Source organism: Dactylosporangium sp. NPDC000244 (assembly GCF_040300725.1).
In the GTDB taxonomy this organism is placed as follows: domain Bacteria; phylum Actinomycetota; class Actinomycetes; order Mycobacteriales; family Micromonosporaceae; genus Dactylosporangium.
The window spans coordinates 1-16,481 of the sequence record NZ_JBEPEH010000073.1; the positions used below are offsets into that span (position 1 = coordinate 1).

The window sequence follows — 16,481 nt, forward strand, 5'->3', positions numbered from 1 at the left end:
CCGCCCGCGCCGCCCCGCCCGCGCCGCCCCGCGCCGCCCGCGCCGCCCCGCCCGCGCCGCATCGGGCCGCCCCGCACCGCCCTGCCCCGCCCGTGCCGACCGCGCCGCGCCGCCCCGCGCAGAGCGGGCCGGGTGAGTGCGGGCGGGCGTCCGGGCACGGCGAGCGGCGACCGGCCGAGCGCTCGCGTGGGTCAGGGGAGCGAGACCGGGCTGGTGCCGTCGTCGAACGGCAGGTCGCCGCCGGCGATCGCGTGAACCTCCATCGTGGACAGTTCGGCGAGGCCCGACTGCACCGTGGCGAACGCCGTCGTCGCCGCGTCCGGGCCGGTCGCGATGCGCAGCAGGCTCGGCCGCGGGGCGAGCCGCGTCGCGTCGACGACCCGCCACACGCCGCCGATCGCCACCTCGGCGACGGCGTGGAAGTCCATCGGGGACAGCCCGGGCGCGTACACGGCCGCGGTGCGCGCCGGGATGTCCAGGGCCCGCACCAGGGTGGCGACGAGGTGCGCGAAGTCGCGGCAGACCCCGGCGCCGGCCAGCAGCGTGTCCGCCGCGTCGGTGGAGCCGGTGCTCGCCCCGGCCCGGTACTCGGTGTGCTCGTGCACGTACGCCACGACCCGCGCCACGGCCCCGGCCACCGCCTCGGCGTCGAAGGGGTCGACGGGCCCGAACTGCCGTAGCGCGAAGCCGAGCATGCGGTCCGACGGGCAGTACCGGCTGGGGCGCATGCTCACGACCCGCTCCAGCGGCGTGACCCGCGCCGGCTCGGCCGCGAGGGAGGCGTGCGCCTCGTAGGTGATCTCCAGCCGGCCCGGCTCGCTGCGCACCGTGTGCAGCCGGCCGCCGTCGCCGGTCTCGACGAGCGTGACCGGCACCGGCTCGCCGTCGAGGCGCACGCCGAGGTCGTCGCTCACCCGGACCCCGGGCCGGCGCGCGGCGGCCACCTGCAGCACGATCTCCGCCGCCCGCTCGACATCGAACGCGAGTGAACAGCCCGCCGTCACGTCGGTCACGGGCGCACCGTACCGACTTTGTTGCATCGGCGCCATCGGGGGTATCGAGGCCGCATGGACGAGGTCGAGAAGCTGCTCGACGCCGTGTACACCGGGCGTGAGCGGGTCACCCGCGAGGAGATCCACCGGCACGCCTTGGCGGTCGACGCGCCCGCCGGGGTCATCGACGCGGTGGAGACGCTGCCGGAGGGGGAGTACGCCTACGACGAGGCGGTCGAGGCCCTCGCCCAGCTCGCCCCGCCCGTCATCACCTCGGGTGGCGTCCCGGCCCGGGCGCTGGACGACTCCGATCTGTCGCGGGAGCTGCGGCATCTGCACGAGACCCGCGACGACACGTTCCGGCACGGCTCCGCGCAGGCCCTCGCGAACCACGACAGCCGCACGGCCGAGCTCGAGGCCGAGTACCTGCGCCGGTTCCCGGACCGGGCCGTCGACCCGCAGCGGATTCGCCCCGATTGACCGGGATCGGGTGGTATATCCGCCCAAGCTGAAGGAGCCGCGCCATGGCGCTCAACGACGATGACATCAGCAGCACACCCACGGGATCCGGGCCCGAGGGCACCGCGGACGGCGGCGCGGCCCCCGGCAATCACGACGGCGGCACGGTCGGCGCGGCCCGGCAAGAGGCCGGCAAGAGGGCGGCCCGGCCCCGGTAAGAGGGCGGCGCGGTCCGGTAAGAGGACCGCGCCGCCCGGTAGGAGGCGATGACGATGCGCGTGGTCGTGGTCGGGGCGTCGGGCAACGCCGGCACCGCGCTGCTGCGGCGTCTGCGCGCCGACGGCGACCACAGCGTCGTCGGCGTGGCGCGGCGGATTCCGGGCGGCTCGGAGTACGCCGAAATGGTGTGGCACCCCTGTGACATCGGCGCCCCGGAGGCCGTCGGCACGCTGACCGACATCTTCCGCGGGGCGGACGCCGTGGTGCATCTGGGCTGGCAGATCCAGCCGAGCCACGACCGGGCCGTGCTGCGGCGCACCAACGTGGACGGCAGCCGGGCCGTGGTCGACGCCGCGATCCAGGCCGGGGTGGGCGCGCTCGTCGCGGCGTCGTCGGTCGGCGTGTACGCGCCCGGCCCGAAGGATCGCCGCGTCGGCGAGGACTGGCCCGCGACCGGGGTCGCCGCCTCGTCGTACAGCCGCGACAAGGTGGCCCTCGAAGGCCTCCTCGACTCGGCCGAGGAGCGGCTGCGGGTGGTGCGGCTGCGGCCCGGTCTGATCTTCCAGCGCGATGCCGGCACGGAGATCGCCCGCTACTTCCTCGGCCCGCTCGTCCCCGTGCGGCTGCTGCGCTTCGGTCGCGTCCCGGTGGTCCCCGCGCACCCGCGGCTGCGGCTGCAGGCCGTGCACGCCGACGACGTCGCCGACGCCTACGTGCGCGCGCTCACGTCGGACGCCCGCGGCTCCTTCAACATCGCCGCCGACCCGGTCCTCACGCCCGAGCTGGCGGCCGAGCTCTTCCACGGCCGGACGATGCCGATTCCGGCGGTGGTACTGCGCGCCGCGGCCGCCGCCACCTGGCACGCTCGCCTCCAGCCCGTCGACGCCGGCTGGGTGCGGCTGGCGCTGTCCGCGCCGCTGCTGGACACCACCCGCGCCGCGACCGAGCTGGGCTGGCGGCCCGCGGTCGACGCGTCCGATGCCCTGCGCGAGCTGGCCGCCGGCATGGCGCACCGGGCCCACGGCGGCAGCGCCCCGCTCTCCGGCGCGGCGGGCCGCCCCGGCCGCCTCAGCGGGCTGTTGCGCGGACGGCTGCCCGGCACCGGTAACCCGTACTGAGTAGGCCCTTCGGGGGACCACGGACGTCGACTGTCCGGCAATTCGCGACCTCGAAGGGGTACTGCGGCCCGGCGGCACGGCCTACTGTGACCGGCGGTGATGCTGCATGAACTTCGAGACCATGGAAGTGACGACGGTCGTGCGCCGCGAGTCCCCGCGCGTCGTGCGGATGGCGGTGCGCGGTGACCTCGACGCGGCCAACACCGACCTGCTCCGCGGCGCGTTCGAGGCCGCCGCGGGCGACGGCCGGGCCCGGCTCGAGGCCGACCTGAGCGGGGTCACGTTCTGCTCGCTGGCCGGGCTCAGCGTGCTGCTCGGCGCGCGCCGGACGCTGGGCGAGCGGTTCGTGGTGCTGGCCGCCCCGCCGGGCGTGCGCCGGCTGCTCTCGGTCCTGCACATGCCCGACGCGCTGGGGCCGGCGCTCACGAGCCCAGCGTGAGGACCACCTTGATGTCGTCGGGCCGCGACTCGAGGGCCTCGGCGAGGCGCTCCAGCGGCACCCGCCGGGTGATCAGGCTCGCCAGCCAGGCCGGGTCGGCGGCGGCCAGGGCCTGCGCCGCCGCGGTGTAGTGCCCGTCCCGGACACGCCGAGGGCCACGCAACGGGGGCCGATGCGCGCATGCCGCGATGGTGCCCGCCCGGCCCGCCGCGCACTCGCCCGCCATCGGCTGCCCAGGGGCGACGGATTCGGCCGCGGGCGGGCCCGGCGGGGGAGCACGCTTTGTCTAAGGGGCGACGGATTCGGCCCCGTGTGAGCCCGGTGGGGCCGGCTCCCGCAGGCGCGCGGGGAGCCGGCGGGCGAGCACGCAGCCGGCGGCGACGATGGCCAGGGCCCACACGGTGCCGCACAGCAGCCCGGGGACCATGCCGGCGTCGGGCAGGTTGACGGCGAGCGCGGCACCGTAGGCGGCGGCGGTCGCGAGGAACAGCACGGTGGCGGTGCCCGCTCGGGAGCGCGGGCGGCTCGGCAGGCCCGGCACCAGCACGACGGTGGCGGTGCCGGCCCGGGAGCGCGGGCGGCTCAGCAGGCCCGACACCAGCACGACGGCGGCGGCGAGGGCGGCCGCGGGCCAGGTCGGGTCGAACGGGGCCGGCTCGGTGCTCAGGCGTGGCACCGGCGTGTAGAAGCAGCAGCCCTCGCCCGAGTCCGGCGCGCCCAGCCGGTGCCAGGCGTTCCCGGCGTCGCGGAACAGCAGCCCGTCGCGGCCGTTGGCGACGAACAGCACGTGCCCGCCGGGCACCTCGTGCGCGACGATCGAGCGGGAGGCTAGGTGCTCGGCCCGGTCGCCGAGGCCGGGGTAGCCGTCGGCGAGCACGGTGTAGGCGGGGCCGGCGATCTCCCACACGGTCCGGTATTCGCCGCTGCCGCCGTTGTCGCTGCGCTGCACCTTGAGCTCGCCGCGCCACACGCGGTAGCAGGTGCCGGCCGCGCAGCCCTCCTCCATCGCTCCACTGTGGACCTGCCGCTCGTCGGCGGCGTCGACGGGCTCGCCGCGGTCGTCGACGACCCACCAGGCGCCGCGGCCGGACCGCTCGGTGCGCACGAGCACGGTGCCGGGTCGTGCGCCCTCGACGACCTCGGTCACCTCGCCGATGTGCCGGAGATTCTGCACCCGCAGCTGGGTGATGAACCCGTGCAGCCCGGCGCACGCCAGCAGCACGGCGGCGAGCAGCGCGGCGACGATCCCCCTTTTGCGCATGGGACCACGATCGCAGGGCCGCATCAGGACCAGGTAACGAAATGGGGCGGCGGATCCGGGCAGAATCCGCCGCTCCCGTCTTCGATTCCGCCCGCGGTTCGCAGTCGATAGGGCAGTACGAATGCGGGGGTTTCCGCCGGCGCCTCGTCGCACCGACTTGCAACTTGCATTCCCCGGCGCCGATGCCGCGAAACACGGCGGCCCGGGAATCTTCGTCGATGCCCGCTACCGGCTATTTGATGCCGGTTTGCGCGGGGTCCTGCAGGGCCTCGTCGATGTCGGCGGTGGTGCGTTTCAGGATGTCCTCGACCTGGGCTCTGGTCAGGGCCTGCTCGGCGTGCCACAGGTCGGCGAGGTCCTTGGCGATGATGCTCTCGACCACGATCCAGGCCGGGATCGACGGGTACATGCGGCCGGCCTCGATCATCGTGCGGAAGGCCGCGTACGCCGGGTCGGACTCCAGGCGGGTGCCCTTGATGGCTTCAGTGCGCGCCGGCCACAGGCCCGAGGAGACGCTGTAGCGGCGCTGGCTCTCCTCGCCGGTCAGGAACTTCACCCACTCGAAGGCCGCGTCCGGGTGCTTCGCGGCCTTCAGGATCGCCAGGCCCGAGCCGCCGAAGAAGCCGAAGCGGCCCATCTTGCCCGCGGGCATGGGCGCGGTGCCCCAGCCGTTCTTCAGGCCCGGCCGGTCCGGGTCGGCCAGGTAGTCGCCGACCGACTGGGAGTTGTCGATGGTGATGGCGCCGACGCCCTTGGCGAATGCCTCCGGCACGTCGCTGGAGGTCAGCTTCATCGCCTCGGGGTCGTCGTAGAGGTGGACCAGGCGCTGGTAGTAGGCGACGCCGTCGACCGCGGGCGGCTGGTCCAGCAGCGACTTGTCGCCCGCGTCGTCGAGCAGGTTGCCGCCGGCGCCCCAGATGAAGGGGGCCACGTTGTGGATGATGCCGAAGTTGTTCTCGTTGCCGATCGCGAGCGGCCAGACGGTACTGCCGGAATCCTTGATCTTCTTCAGGGTGGCCTCGAAGGCGTTCCAGTCCGTGAAGGCGGTCGCGGGGTCGATCCCGGCCGCGGCGAGCACGTCCTTGCGGTAGAACAGGGCGCGCACGTCGGTCAGCCAGGGCAGCGCGGTGATCTCGTCCGAGCCGAGGCGGTGGCTGGCGCTCCAGCTGGCCGCCGCGAACACGTCCTTGCCGCCGACGGCCGCCAGCTCGGCCTCGGTGTAGGGCCGCAGCGCGTGCAGGGCGCTGAACCCGCCGACCCAGGTCGTGCCGAGCACCGTCACGTCCGGGCCCTCGCCGCTCGTCGTGGCGGTGCTGAGGCGGGTGAGGGCGTCGCTCCACTGGATGCGCACGGGCTTGATGGTGATGTTGGGGTGCGCTTTGTGGAACTCCTCGGTCTCCTGGATGACCGCGCGGTCCTGGATCGGGCCGCCGTAGGGCATGTACCAGAACTGGAGCTCCACGGCCGGGCGGTCCGCGGCGTAGCCGACGGTGTCCCCGGCTCCGCCGTCACCGCCGCCCTTCGCACACCCGGACAGCGCCAGGGCGGCAACGGTCGCGGCGGCCACGGACCTGAGCACAGTGCGCCTCATCACACCGGTCCTATCGACCGGCGGCCCGGGAGGCTGAGCCCAGACGACCGGCGGAAAAGTCGTAGGTCGGCGCCGTGGCGGTCGATAGTCGGACCGTGCGCGGGAGAGTGAGGGACACGTTGGCGTGGAGGTGGCCACGCGTGCTGTCGCTCGCCCTGGTGCTGCTGGCCGCGGTCACCGTCGCCAACATCGAGCTGCACGGCCGCAGCCGCGCCCACGAGGGCACGCGCGCACAGCTCAACGAGCTCAACATGCTGCTGCACGAGGAGAGCTCGCTGCAGTGGAAGACCCTCGCCAGCCGCAACACCCCGGTGAAGGTCGCCCGGGAGCTCGGCGGGATCCGCCTGCGCGAGCGCGACATCCTCGACAAGCTGCCCGGCTCCGAGGCGTTGAGCCGGCAGGTCGAGAGCTACCACGCGGTGCTCGACGACGAGCTCGGCCTGCTCGGGGTGGGCAAGACCGCCGAGGCGCTCGCGCTGGAGCAGCAGCGGACCGACCCGGCGTTCGTCGTGCTCGCCAACACACTGCAGCGGCTCGAGGAGTCCGAGACCGCCGACGCCGACCTGGCCAAGAGCCTGGCCGACTTCACGCTGATCCTGGCCATGGCGTTCGCGGTCGCCGCGATCGGGCTGCTGCTGTACCGCTTCGAGCGCGAGCACCGCGCCTCCCTCCGTGCCCGCGAGGAACTGCTCCGCCAGCAGCAGGAGGCGCTGGACACCCTGGCCGAGCACGAGGCCCTCGTGCGCCACCAGGCCGCGCACGACCCGCTCACGGGCCTGGCCAACCGGCGCGCGCTCACCGAGCTGCTCACCGGCGCGACCGGCCCGCAGGCGCTGCTGCTGATCGACCTGGACGAGTTCAAGCCCGTCAACGACCGGCTCGGCCACGCCGCCGGCGACGAGCTGCTCATCGCGGTCGCCGGGCGGCTGCTGGAGGCCGCCCCGGACGGCGCCGTGGTCCGCCTCGGCGGCGACGAGTTCGCGGTCGTGCAGGCCGGCGGCGAGCCCGAGGGGGTCGCGCTGGCCGAGCGGATCGTGGCGGTGCTCGGCGAGCCGTTCGACATCGCCGGCACCACCGTGCGCATCGGCGCGAGCGTCGGCCTGGCCAGCGCCGAGGAGGCCGGCGACGGCGTCGGGGACCACCTGCTGCGCGAGGCCGACGAGGCCATGTACCGCGTCAAGCAGTCCACCAAGGGCGGCTTCGCCGTGTCCTGCGTCATGACTGCTCGGTGACTTCGTGTCGCTGCCGAACTTCACGGCGTCGCAGTGTTCGCGCCTCGGCGGAGATCACCACGAAGATCGCCGCGATCATGCGGGAGTCCACCCGGGCCTCGGCCGCCATCGAGGGCATCTCCGCCGTCGTCACCCGCGTGGCTCAGGCGCAGACGACGATCGCGGCGGCGGCGGACAGGCCCGCACACAGCGGACTCTCAGCTTTCCGACGCACCCTTGCAGCACGCACCCGTTCCGCTACGGAGGTCAACAGTGGGTCTCGTCCTCGGCATCGTGAGCCTGGCGCTGCTGGTGTTCCAGCTGCTGCTCATCGCCCGCGCCGTCCTCGACTGGAGCGTGGTGCTGGCCGGACCGTCGGCGCCGGGCGGCGTGCGGTCGAAGCTGATCGCCGCCGTGTGGCGCGTCACCGAGCCGGTGCTCGCCCCGGTCCGCCGCGCACTGCCCCCGCTGCGCTTCGGCGGCGTGGGCATCGACCTCGCGTTCATCGTCGTCTTCCTGGGCATCATCCTGCTCCGGGCGATCCTCGGCTGGCTCTACTGAGGGTGGGGTGACCATCCGCGGACCTGGCAGCGACGGCGCGCCAGCGCCGAGCGGTGTCTGGCGGGAGCGACGGTCCGTACCCCGACGGACCCGAGTCATGATCTGGCGCTTCCCCTACGCGGGCTCGGGCACGCCACCGTCCGGCGGCGGGTCCCCGTCGCCGGGCATCGGCTCGGCGGGCGCGGGCGGCAGCGTGTCGGGCGTGTCCGGCAGCAGCTCACCCGGGTCGTCGGGGACCGGCTCGCGCGGGTCGATCGGCGGGTACTGCTCGGGGTTGAGCTCCGGTTCGGTCATGATCCCGAGTATGCCGCCCCGGGCCGTCCCCCGCCCGGTATGACACAACGGCCCGGGACCTCACGGTCCCGGGCCGCCGTCACCGCGCCGCCGTCAGCAGGCGCCGTTGTCCGTCCAGACAGCCTGGCTGTTGTTGCCGGGGATGTCGCCCTGGGTCCACCACTTGGCGGTCCACTTGTGGCCGTTGTAGGACACGACCGCGCCGCCGTTGTAGGCGGTGGCCGAGCTCCACGCCGCGATGCCGGTGCAGCCGGTGCCGCCGGTGGGCGTCGGCGAGGTCGTCGTGCCGCCGCATGCGCCGTTGTCCGTCCACACGCCCTGGCTGTTGTTGCCGGGGATGTCGCCCTGGGTCCACCACTTGGCGGTCCAGGTGTGGCCGTTGTAGGACACGACCGCGCCGCCGTTGTAGGCGGTGGCCGAGCTCCACGCCGCGGCCGAGCAGGTGCCGGTGGTCGGGCTCGGCGACGTGCTCTTCGACGGCGAGGCCGACACCGACGGGCTGGCCGAGGTGCTCTTCGACACCGAGGGCGAGGCCGTCGGGGACGAGGTCGAGCAGCCCGCGGTGGCCCCGTTGGTCGAGTTGACGACCGCGTTGAACAGGGTGGCGGCCGGGTCGAGGGCCTCCAGGGAGTACATCATCGCGCCGCCGAGACCGTTGCAGTGCTGGTAGTCGGCGCGCAGCTGGATCGACGCCGGCGAGTCGCCGGCCCAGAACGTGGTGCCGTCGTAGAAGTACGCGCCCTTGGTGACGGGGTCGAGATAGGTGTACGACGGGTTGTTCACGAAGCCCGTGAGCTCCTTGTAGAACGACACGCCCGCCACGTTGCCCGACAGCGCGTGGCCGGTCGCCGGGCCCGAGGCGGTCTGGTAGAGCCCGTGGTTCGAGCCGGCCGGGACGCCGGTCCAGCCGCGGTAGTAGAACGGATAGCCGAGTGTCAGCTTGCTGGCCGGGAATCCGCCGGGGATGCCGTAGGCCGAGTCGCCCGTCGTGTACGCCTTGACGGCGGCGTCGATCGAGTACTTCCCGTTGCCCGGCGGGACCGGGGTGCTCGGGTCGCTGGGCGAGCCGTACAGCGGGTCCTGCAGGTTCGTCGGGCCCGTCGACTCCCAGCCGCCGTGCATGTCGTAGGTCATGGCGTTGGCGTAGTCGAGGTACTGCCCGACCTTGTTCGTCTCGATCTGCGCGATCTTGTCCTGGCCGGCGGGCACCGCGGCGGTGAGCCACTTCTTGCCGCCGCCGAGCGCGTCGAGCTGGGCCCGGAACTCGGCCATCAGCAGCGTGTAGTTCTGCTTGTCGGCCGCCTTGAAGTGGTTGCCGGTGTGCCCGGCCGCGCCCGGGTACTCCCAGTCGATGTCGACGCCGTCGAAGACCCCGGCCGCCGAGCCCGGGCCGCCGAAGCCGTTGCGGACCGGCAGGTTGCCCTTGATGAACATGTCGATGCAGGAGCTCACGAGCTGCTTGCGCGACGCGTCGGTCGAGGCGGCGTCGGAGAAGTACTTCGAGTACGTCCACCCGCCGATCGAGACCAGGATCTTCAGGTTCGGGTACTTCGCCTTGAGCTTCTTGAGCTGGTTGAAGTTGCCGACGAGGGGCTGGTTCCAGGTGTCGGCGACCCCGTCGACGCTGATGTCGGCGCCGTAGGACTTGCCGTAGTCGGCGAACGAGTCGCCCGCGTTGTCCCCGGCGTTGGGGTTGTTCTCGTCGGGCGAGGCGGCGGAGTCGTTCTCGAAGCAGCTGAGCGTGGTGGGGTTGATGTTCTCGAACGCGTACACGAGGAAGTCGAGCTTGCCCGCCATGCCGCTGGTGTCGAGGTTCTTTGGGTAGAAGCCGTTGGCGTAGATGCCCCACTGCGTGAAGTAGGCGAACTTGACGCCGCCACTGGTGGTGGCGGCCTGCGCCGTGGTGTTCAACGTTGCGGTGGTCCACGCGGCAGCGGCCGTGAGCACGGTGGCTGCGATGGCGGCGATGAGCCGGCCGGGTCTGCGCATCTCGCTCCTCCTGTACCGAGAGCACTCCCATGTAAACAGTTAAGGTTGTTAACTGTTTTCCGGGATTTTATAGCGGTCGATGCCCGGGTACAAGGGTGTGATTGAACCGCGCGCTGAGGGGCATCCATTTCTTGACGGATCGAGTGACTCAGGAGGAGCGATGGCCGAGAACACCAAGCAGACCAGTGAGCAGGCGGCCCACGCGGCCAGCGAGGTGCTGCGCGACCCGACGGCGACGAACGCGGACAAGAAGGCCGCGGGCAGCGCGCTGTCGCAGAAGCCGTCGAAGCCGAAGTCCGGCAGCTGACCCGTCGCATGCGAAAGGCCCGGCGCTCGTCGCGCCGGGCCTTCGCCGTTCGCTCAGGCCAGGTCCTGCACCGACCGGGACAGGATGCAGAACTCGTTGCCCTCCGGGTCCTCCAGCACCACCCAGGACACGTCCGGGCCCTGGCCCACGTCGGCGCGCCGGGCACCGAGGGCGAGCACGCGCTCGACCTCCCGCGCCTGGGTGCTGCCGTCCGCGCGCAGGTCGAGGTGCAGGCGGTTCTTGACGCTCTTGCGCTCGGGCACCCGCACCACGTCGATGCCGGGCATGGCCCCGGCCGCGGGCGCCAGGCTGATGATGTCCGCCTCCTCCTCGACGATCTGCCACCCGAGCACGGCGCACCAGAAGTCGGCGACGGGACGGGGCTCGATGGCGTCGATGGCGATGACGGCGAGTCGACTGGTCATGATCTACACCGTACGTGCGGGTCGCAGGCCGTCCATCATGATGTTGAGCAGGCGGTTCGCCCTGGCGTTGTGCTCGGGCGGGCGGGCCACGGTGAAGATGCCGATGAGGCCAGCGGCGATGTCCTCGGCGGTGACGTCGGTGCGCAGTTCGCCCGTCGCACGACCGGCCTCGAGGATCTCGTCGATCGCCGCGAGCAGCTCGGTCTGGGTCTGGGCATGGGCGATCTCGCCGGATTCGATCATCGCGAGCAGCGTGTCGAGCATGCCGTTCTTCGTGGCGATCCAGCTGCCGAACAGCTCCATCCAGCGCCGCAGCGCCGCGGGCGGGGGAAGCTCGGTGAGGAGCTCGCGGGCGCCCTCGGTGAGCCGCGTGACCTGATCGCGGTACACCGCGTCGACGAGCGACTCGCGGGTGGGAAAGTGCCGGTAGAGCGTGGCGATGCCGACCCCGGCCTCGCGTGCGATCGCGCGCATCGACGGTTCGGTGCCGGCGGACTCGAACACGCGGGTCGCGACCTCGAGCAGCTGGTTGCGGTTGCGCGCCGCATCCGCCCGCGGCCCGCGAGTTTCTGCCTCTGCCAAAACGGATCACGCTCCGGTTGTGGTACGGTGCCTGCTGTAAACGGAGCATAGTCCGTTTCTCGTCGCCGTCGTGCGCCGCCCAAGGAGACACGTGAACATGCAGCAACCGAGCGCCGATACGCCGGCGTCCATGAGCCGGGCGGTCCTGCTCGAGTCGTTCGGCGGCCCCGAGGTCCTGAACGTGCGCGAGCTGCTCGCACCGCAGGCCGGCCCGGGGCAGATCCGCGTGCGAGTCACCGCGGCCGGACTGAACCCGATGGACTGGTTCATGACCTCCGACCCGGAGACCGCCGCCCGATTCGGCTTGAGCCTGCCGTCCGGGTTCGGAACCGACTACGCCGGGGTCGTGGACCAGGTCGGTGACGGCGTGACCGGGTTCGCGGCCGGCGACCGGGTGTTCGGCGGTGTCCTCTCGCGCGCGATTGCCGACCACGTGGTGATCGACGCGGCGGGGACCATCGCGGTGGGCGGCGACGCGCACCACACCCCCGACGGTGTCGACGACCGCACGGCCGCCGTCCTTGCCATCGGGGGGTGCACGGCCGCCGCCGCGCTCGCCGTCGTCAAGCCCGGCCCGGGCGACACTGTGCTCATCGGCGGCGCGGGGGGCGGGGTCGGCGTGTTCGCCGTGCAGCTCGCCCGCCTCGCGGGCGCGCGGGTGATCGGGACGGGCTCGCCGAGGTCGGCCGATGCCCTGCGTGCCCTCGGAGCCGAGCCGGTCGCCTATGGCGACGGTCTCGCCGGCCGGGTCCGCGCCCTGGCTCCCGGCGGCGTCACCGCGGCCATCGACCTGTACGGGACGGAGACGGCGCAGGCGGCACGGGCACTTGGCGTCCCGGACGAGCGCATCACCACCATCGCCGCACAGATCAACGGCATCACGCCCGCCAACGGCGCCAACGCCGCCCCTGGCGCCATCGAGGAGATCGCTCGCCTCATCGCGGCGGGCCGGCTCCGTGTGCCCATCGCGGCCGGCTTCCCGGTCGAGCGGATCCGCGCCGCGGTCGAGCTCCAGGCCGGCCGGCACGTACACGGCAAGGTCGTCATCGACCTCTAGCCGCCCCCGGGATGTCAGCTCGGCCGCAGGATCTGCACCTTCTCCTGCGGTCCCGAGAAGTTGAACACCACGTTGGGACCGGCGACCAGAGGCGCCACCGCGGCGGCGGTCAGCGTGCGGACGGAGACGCCGTCGTCGAACCCGTTGTGGTCGCATCCGGAGTACCGCAGGAGGATCTCGGTCGGGTCGGCGGCGGACCGGACGAGCAGGACGATGGCATCGTCGCCGTAGGAGGCCTCCGGCACGCAGGTCTGCGGGGCGTTGGGGCCTCCGCCGACCGGCGCCTTCGCGATCTCGCGGACCGCCCCGGCAGCCGCGGAGCCGTCCAGTCGCAGCGCCGAGACCAGGCGCGGGCTCGAACTGCCGGATCCCCCGGCGACCTCGTACTTGCAGGCCGACACGCTCGCCGCGTCCCGCAGCGACGCCACGTCCACCGGCTTCGGCGGCCGCTGCTGCGGGTGGATGCCGATCGGGTGCTCGAACGGGCAGCCGTAGCTGTCGACGTCCACCCGGCGGATCGTGTCGACGATGCGTTGCCGCAGCTCCTGGGGCGCGTTGACGGTGATCATGACACCGTCGCGGAGTACGACTGTCTGGTCGCCCTCCTGCCGCACGCCGGGCGGCTCGGTCGTGCGGTCGAAGGTCACCAGCTGACCCGTCTTCCGGACCAGCGTGCCGGGGTTGGGCGAGTCCCCAACCGGGCAGCCGATCGCGGCGACCGCACCGGGGCGCCCGACCACCGGCTGCGCGCGCTCGTCCTCTCGTGTGGTGCACCACGCGTGCAGCCGCTGGCTGCCGTTGGCCCAGCCCCAGCTACCGGGCACGGCGATCTCGATCCCGCCGTAGGACTCCCATCGCCAGCCCTCCGGCGCGGCAGAGGCGCCCACCTCCGGCCCGGCGGAGGCGCTCACCTCCTGCGGCGCCTGGTTGCGCGCCGCACAGGCGGACATCGTCAGGACCAGCAGTGTGAACGCGGCCGCGGCCGAGCGTCGCATGATCTCCCCCATCGCCGGATGACTCGCCCGATCGGACGCAGCCGGCGTCCCGACGGTTCCCCGGCCGTCTATCTTGTATCACCGTGCGTTACCAGCCGCGGTGAACACCAATGCGCCCGCCGCGGCATGAGCGGATGCCATGACAGCGTCGCTGCATCCTTGATGGGCGGCGCGAGGTTAGGGTGCCTCCCATGGACGCTGCCAGGTCCCCACAGGATGGGCTGCCGCAAATGGTCGTGCGGCTGCTCGCGGAGCACGGACACCTGGACCTGCTGCGCCGCGAGGCTGACGACGGCGACTACGAATGCGCCGAAACGCTGGCACGGCTGCTGCGGGCCCGCGGCGAGCCGCCGGCGACAGCCCTGACGTTGCTGCGGCCCTTCGTCGGTACGGACTGGGCAGCGCGGGTCGTGGACGACTACGCCGGGTACCTCGCGGAGTCCGGCGACGTCGACGCGGTGGTGGTGATGCTGCGCCCGTACGCCGACGAGGGCCATTCCGTGGCCGTGGAACGCCTCGGGACGCTGCTGATCCAACAGGGCCGTGCCGACGACGTGCTCGCCATGCTGCGGCAGGGCCTCGATGACTACATGTACCCGATCGACGTGCCGGTCGAACTGACCCGCGGCCTGGGCCGCGACGACGAGGTGATCGAGCTGCTGCGGTCGCGGATCGACGCCGGGCGGCTCGGCCTGGAGAGCCTGCTGGCCTCCGTGCTGGAACGCGACGGCCGGCTGGAGGAGGCGATTGCCGCGCTGTCCGACGGCCTTCGCGAAGGGCCGTACAACGTCGCGGACGCCCAGCACCTGGCCGATCTGCTCGCCCGTCACGACCCCGCGGCGCTCGCGCAGTTCGCCGCCGGTGATGACCGCAGCGGACGCAGGTACGGCGCGCATCGACTCGCTCGCTGGTACGAGGAACAGGGCCGCATCGACGACGCGGTGGCGGTGCTGGCGCCCCGCGCGGCACGGGTATGCCGCACTCATGAGCAGCACGGCCTGCCCCACTACGCCGCGCCGCAACTGGGGTGGGTTGTCGGCCAGGACGAGCCGCGCCTTCTCGCCGACCTGCTGGCCCGGCACGGTCGGGTCGACGAGGCGGTCACCGTGCTGCGGACGGCGGCCGTCGCGAAGCCGGCCCTGCTGCGCCCGCTGTGCGTGCTGCTGATCGAGCACGACCGCCTGGACGAGGCACAGGCCGCTGTGGCCGAGGTCGTCGCCGAGGTCTGGCCGGACCCGGTCAGACTGCGCCTGGAATGGATCGAGGCGTTGGTCGAATGCGGCCGCTACGAGCAGGCGATCGCCGACCTGCGAGCGGATCCCGAGGCGGGCAGCGGGTACGCCCGCGAACGCCTGGCCGCCCTGCTGGCCGACCACGGTCCACCGGACGAGGCCATCGCCATGCTCAGCCCGGCCGCCGAAGGATGGTCCCGCATACTGTTGGCGAAGGCGTTGATCCGCGCGGGCCGAGCCGAGGAGGCGATTGCGGCGACCCGCGCCAGACCGGCGACAGAGCAGGTCTGAGCGCGACCGGGTCCGTGCGGCCTGCGGCGAGCGACGGCTGTTCCGGGCCGCTGACGTGTTGGTCGGCGGCACAGCGGAGTTCTTCGAGGGTGGCGGTGTCGTCAGCGAGCCGCCTCGCGAGGTCTATTAGATCCGGACGCCTGCAGGTCTCTCAACCACACCAGCGGGCTTTGCTCCAGCCGGAAGATTACCTGACCTAAGTCAGGTAATCTCGGCAGATGGCGCCGGACCTCATCGAGCAGATACGCGACTTCAACCGCTTCTACACCGAACGTCTGGGATTGCTCACCGATCGCTACCTCGGCAGTGATCGCGCGCTCGGGCCGTCCCGGTTGCTCTGGGAGATCGGCGACCATCGAGATGTTCGTGAGCTACGCGACCATCTCGGTCTCGACTCCGGCTATCTGAGCAGGCTCCTGCGCGGCCTGGAAGAACAAGACCTCGTCCGTGTCGTCCCCCACCCCCGCGACGGCCGCGCCAGGATCGCTGAGCTCACCGAGGCCGGCCGACGAGAACGTGACGCGCTCGACCAGCGATCACGCGCCGGCGTCGTTGCCCTGCTCGGCGGACTCAGCCCCGAGCAACAGGAAGAACTGGCGACTGCACAGAACCAGGTCCGACGGCTGCTTCGCCTGGCAACCATCACGATCACACCCGTGGCAACCGACGACCCGGAGGCGTGGCGTTGCCTGAAGTGGTACGCCGCCGAGCTGGCGAGGCGCTTCCCGGAGGGCTACGACCAGGCAACCTTGACCCGGCCCGAAGACTTGACCGGCAGCCTGCTACTGGCCCGCGAACGCGGCGAACCAGTCGGCTGCGGCGCGTGGATCCGCCTGGATCCCCGCACCGCAGAGATTCGGCACTTGTGGATCGACAGCAAGGCACGCGGTCTCGGCCTGGGCCGACGCCTCTTGCACCACCTGGAAACAGACGCCGCGGCCCGAGGCGTCGACACCTTCCGGCTCGGAACCCACCACACGCTCGGCGAAGCGATAGCGCTCTATCGCAGCAACGGCTACCACGAGATCGACTCCTACGGCGACTCGCCGTACAACCAGCTCTCCTTCGAGAAACACCAACCTGCCGTCAAGTCGAGCTGACACCCGTCCCGCGTACGGGCTGGCCGTGCGTTCGGCGGAAGCCGGCAGCATGCGGAAGATGCGGTAATGAGCGTCTCGTGCCCGCCGAGCAGCTGTCCGTCGGCGACGTCGTGCTGCTGCCCGTCAACTCCGGTGATCGGCGAGTGCGTCTTGAGGTAGTGCGGCAGCGAGCCAGCAGCGTCAAACTCGGCATCTGCCGCGGTGGCGGTGCCGGACTCCGGCGCCACGAGTATCCATCGGCGTTGCCTTCCTCGACTGTCCGCATCTGATTCCGGCTCTGCCGGCGGGCCCGACGGCGTAGCGTCTGGAGGAGTACGTGTCGGCGCACCCTTGGTGCGGTGGTGACCGGCCCGCGGTC

21 protein-coding genes are annotated in these 16,481 nt (G+C 72.4%); 11 read left to right on the forward strand and 10 right to left on the reverse strand.

The window, feature by feature from the left end; genetic code table 11:
• Positions 1-191 precede the first annotated feature (191 nt).
• Positions 192-1,013 (reverse strand): transglutaminase-like domain-containing protein, encoded by an 822-nt coding sequence (locus tag ABT369_RS55140; protein WP_350626298.1) that lies wholly within the window; start codon positions 1,011-1,013, stop codon positions 192-194.
• Positions 1,014-1,067: 54 nt separating this feature from the next.
• Between ABT369_RS55140 and ABT369_RS55145 the strand changes: the two genes are divergently transcribed.
• The 4 genes from ABT369_RS55145 to ABT369_RS55160 all read left to right on the forward strand — a co-directional run bounded on the left by ABT369_RS55145 (position 1,068) and on the right by ABT369_RS55160 (position 3,227).
• The gene (locus ABT369_RS55145; RefSeq protein WP_502891958.1) at positions 1,068-1,472 is read left to right on the forward strand and encodes a DUF6158 family protein; all 405 of its coding nucleotides are present in this window, start codon (positions 1,068-1,070) and stop codon (positions 1,470-1,472) included.
• A 44-nt stretch (positions 1,473-1,516) separates the two neighbouring features.
• The gene (locus tag ABT369_RS55150) at positions 1,517-1,669 is read left to right on the forward strand and encodes a hypothetical protein (protein WP_350626377.1); all 153 of its coding nucleotides are present in this window, start codon (positions 1,517-1,519) and stop codon (positions 1,667-1,669) included.
• Positions 1,670-1,723: 54 nt separating this feature from the next.
• Complete coding sequence (locus ABT369_RS55155; RefSeq protein ID WP_350626373.1) at positions 1,724-2,788, forward strand: NAD-dependent epimerase/dehydratase family protein; 1,065 nt, start codon at positions 1,724-1,726, stop codon at positions 2,786-2,788.
• Between the two features lie 106 nt (positions 2,789-2,894).
• On the forward strand, positions 2,895-3,227 hold the full coding sequence (locus ABT369_RS55160) for an STAS domain-containing protein (RefSeq protein ID WP_350626300.1): 333 nt from the start codon (positions 2,895-2,897) through the stop codon (positions 3,225-3,227).
• On the opposite strand, the gene ABT369_RS55165 is transcribed toward ABT369_RS55160, so the two are convergent.
• The 3 genes from ABT369_RS55165 to ABT369_RS55175 form a co-directional block, all read right to left on the reverse strand.
• A complete protein-coding gene (locus tag ABT369_RS55165; protein WP_350626302.1) occupies positions 3,211-3,390 on the reverse strand; it encodes a hypothetical protein in 180 nt (59 codons plus the stop codon). The genes ABT369_RS55160 and ABT369_RS55165 overlap by 17 nt on opposite strands.
• Positions 3,391-3,513: 123 nt before the next feature.
• On the reverse strand, positions 3,514-4,488 hold the full coding sequence (locus tag ABT369_RS55170; RefSeq protein WP_350626304.1) for a hypothetical protein: 975 nt from the start codon (positions 4,486-4,488) through the stop codon (positions 3,514-3,516).
• A 232-nt stretch (positions 4,489-4,720) separates the two neighbouring features.
• Entirely contained in the window at positions 4,721-6,079 is a 1,359-nt protein-coding gene (locus tag ABT369_RS55175; protein ID WP_350626305.1) for an extracellular solute-binding protein, read from the reverse strand.
• 140 nt (positions 6,080-6,219) lie between these two features.
• Here ABT369_RS55175 and ABT369_RS55180 point away from each other — a divergent pair, with 140 nt between their 5' ends.
• Positions 6,220-7,311, forward strand: coding sequence for a diguanylate cyclase domain-containing protein (locus ABT369_RS55180; protein ID WP_350626307.1), 1,092 nt, complete (start codon positions 6,220-6,222; stop codon positions 7,309-7,311).
• On the opposite strand, the gene ABT369_RS55185 is transcribed toward ABT369_RS55180, so the two are convergent.
• Positions 7,295-7,420: a hypothetical protein gene (locus ABT369_RS55185; RefSeq protein ID WP_350626309.1), complete on the reverse strand. Its 126-nt coding sequence runs from the start codon at positions 7,418-7,420 to the stop codon at positions 7,295-7,297. The genes ABT369_RS55180 and ABT369_RS55185 overlap by 17 nt on opposite strands.
• A 143-nt stretch (positions 7,421-7,563) precedes the next feature.
• Here ABT369_RS55185 and ABT369_RS55190 point away from each other — a divergent pair, with 143 nt between their 5' ends.
• Positions 7,564-7,851, forward strand: a complete 288-nt coding sequence (locus ABT369_RS55190; RefSeq protein WP_350626311.1) for a YggT family protein — start codon at positions 7,564-7,566, stop codon at positions 7,849-7,851.
• A gap of 114 nt (positions 7,852-7,965) precedes the next feature.
• Here ABT369_RS55190 and ABT369_RS55195 read toward each other — a convergent pair whose 3' ends face one another.
• A complete protein-coding gene (locus ABT369_RS55195; RefSeq protein ID WP_350626313.1) occupies positions 7,966-8,145 on the reverse strand; it encodes a hypothetical protein in 180 nt (59 codons plus the stop codon).
• 93 nt (positions 8,146-8,238) lie between these two features.
• Positions 8,239-10,134, reverse strand: coding sequence for a glycosyl hydrolase family 18 protein (locus ABT369_RS55200; protein WP_350626315.1), 1,896 nt, complete (start codon positions 10,132-10,134; stop codon positions 8,239-8,241).
• A 160-nt stretch (positions 10,135-10,294) separates the two neighbouring features.
• Between ABT369_RS55200 and ABT369_RS55205 the strand changes: the two genes are divergently transcribed.
• A complete protein-coding gene (locus tag ABT369_RS55205) occupies positions 10,295-10,441 on the forward strand; it encodes a hypothetical protein (RefSeq protein WP_350626317.1) in 147 nt (48 codons plus the stop codon).
• Between the two features lie 53 nt (positions 10,442-10,494).
• Here ABT369_RS55205 and ABT369_RS55210 read toward each other — a convergent pair whose 3' ends face one another.
• Together ABT369_RS55210 and ABT369_RS55215 are read right to left on the reverse strand one after the other, a co-directional pair.
• Complete coding sequence (locus ABT369_RS55210) at positions 10,495-10,866, reverse strand: VOC family protein (RefSeq protein ID WP_350626319.1); 372 nt, start codon at positions 10,864-10,866, stop codon at positions 10,495-10,497.
• A gap of 3 nt (positions 10,867-10,869) precedes the next feature.
• Positions 10,870-11,448: a TetR/AcrR family transcriptional regulator gene (locus tag ABT369_RS55215; RefSeq protein ID WP_350626321.1), complete on the reverse strand. Its 579-nt coding sequence runs from the start codon at positions 11,446-11,448 to the stop codon at positions 10,870-10,872.
• Positions 11,449-11,578: 130 nt separating this feature from the next.
• On the opposite strand from ABT369_RS55215, the gene ABT369_RS55220 reads away from it, so the two are divergent.
• Positions 11,579-12,505: an NADP-dependent oxidoreductase gene (locus ABT369_RS55220; protein WP_350626323.1), complete on the forward strand. Its 927-nt coding sequence runs from the start codon at positions 11,579-11,581 to the stop codon at positions 12,503-12,505.
• 14 nt (positions 12,506-12,519) lie between these two features.
• Here the strand turns inward: ABT369_RS55220 and ABT369_RS55225 are convergent, their stop codons facing one another.
• The gene (locus ABT369_RS55225) at positions 12,520-13,500 is read right to left on the reverse strand and encodes a hypothetical protein (protein ID WP_350626325.1); all 981 of its coding nucleotides are present in this window, start codon (positions 13,498-13,500) and stop codon (positions 12,520-12,522) included.
• Between the two features lie 191 nt (positions 13,501-13,691).
• Between ABT369_RS55225 and ABT369_RS55230 the strand changes: the two genes are divergently transcribed.
• The 3 genes from ABT369_RS55230 to ABT369_RS55240 all read left to right on the forward strand — a co-directional run bounded on the left by ABT369_RS55230 (position 13,692) and on the right by ABT369_RS55240 (position 16,392).
• Entirely contained in the window at positions 13,692-15,023 is a 1,332-nt protein-coding gene (locus ABT369_RS55230; RefSeq protein ID WP_350626327.1) for a tetratricopeptide repeat protein, read from the forward strand.
• A 218-nt stretch (positions 15,024-15,241) separates the two neighbouring features.
• A complete protein-coding gene (locus ABT369_RS55235) occupies positions 15,242-16,123 on the forward strand; it encodes a GNAT family N-acetyltransferase (RefSeq protein WP_350626329.1) in 882 nt (293 codons plus the stop codon).
• 77 nt (positions 16,124-16,200) lie between these two features.
• Complete coding sequence (locus tag ABT369_RS55240) at positions 16,201-16,392, forward strand: hypothetical protein (protein ID WP_350626331.1); 192 nt, start codon at positions 16,201-16,203, stop codon at positions 16,390-16,392.
• Positions 16,393-16,481: the final 89 nt, after the last annotated feature.

Bases quoted from the DNA above. Each gene is read 5' to 3' on its own strand.
- ABT369_RS55225 (WP_350626325.1), bottom strand. From the start codon at position 13,500: ATGCGACGCTCGGCCGCGGCCGCGTTCACACTGCTGGTCCTGACGATG.
- ABT369_RS55175 (WP_350626305.1), bottom strand. From the start codon at position 6,079: ATGAGGCGCACTGTGCTCAGGTCCGTGGCCGCCGCGACCGTTGCCGCC.
- ABT369_RS55205 (WP_350626317.1), top strand. From the start codon at position 10,295: ATGGCCGAGAACACCAAGCAGACCAGTGAGCAGGCGGCCCACGCGGCC.
- ABT369_RS55220 (WP_350626323.1), top strand. From the start codon at position 11,579: ATGAGCCGGGCGGTCCTGCTCGAGTCGTTCGGCGGCCCCGAGGTCCTG.
- ABT369_RS55160 (WP_350626300.1), top strand. From the start codon at position 2,895: ATGAACTTCGAGACCATGGAAGTGACGACGGTCGTGCGCCGCGAGTCC.
- ABT369_RS55145 (WP_502891958.1), top strand. From the start codon at position 1,068: ATGGACGAGGTCGAGAAGCTGCTCGACGCCGTGTACACCGGGCGTGAG.
- ABT369_RS55195 (WP_350626313.1), bottom strand. From the start codon at position 8,145: ATGACCGAACCGGAGCTCAACCCCGAGCAGTACCCGCCGATCGACCCG.
- ABT369_RS55155 (WP_350626373.1), top strand. From the start codon at position 1,724: ATGCGCGTGGTCGTGGTCGGGGCGTCGGGCAACGCCGGCACCGCGCTG.
- ABT369_RS55230 (WP_350626327.1), top strand. From the start codon at position 13,692: ATGGACGCTGCCAGGTCCCCACAGGATGGGCTGCCGCAAATGGTCGTG.
- ABT369_RS55185 (WP_350626309.1), bottom strand. From the start codon at position 7,420: ATGGCGGCCGAGGCCCGGGTGGACTCCCGCATGATCGCGGCGATCTTC.
- ABT369_RS55150 (WP_350626377.1), top strand. From the start codon at position 1,517: ATGGCGCTCAACGACGATGACATCAGCAGCACACCCACGGGATCCGGG.
- ABT369_RS55200 (WP_350626315.1), bottom strand. From the start codon at position 10,134: ATGCGCAGACCCGGCCGGCTCATCGCCGCCATCGCAGCCACCGTGCTC.
- ABT369_RS55235 (WP_350626329.1), top strand. From the start codon at position 15,242: ATGGCGCCGGACCTCATCGAGCAGATACGCGACTTCAACCGCTTCTAC.
- ABT369_RS55170 (WP_350626304.1), bottom strand. From the start codon at position 4,488: ATGCGCAAAAGGGGGATCGTCGCCGCGCTGCTCGCCGCCGTGCTGCTG.
- ABT369_RS55210 (WP_350626319.1), bottom strand. From the start codon at position 10,866: ATGACCAGTCGACTCGCCGTCATCGCCATCGACGCCATCGAGCCCCGT.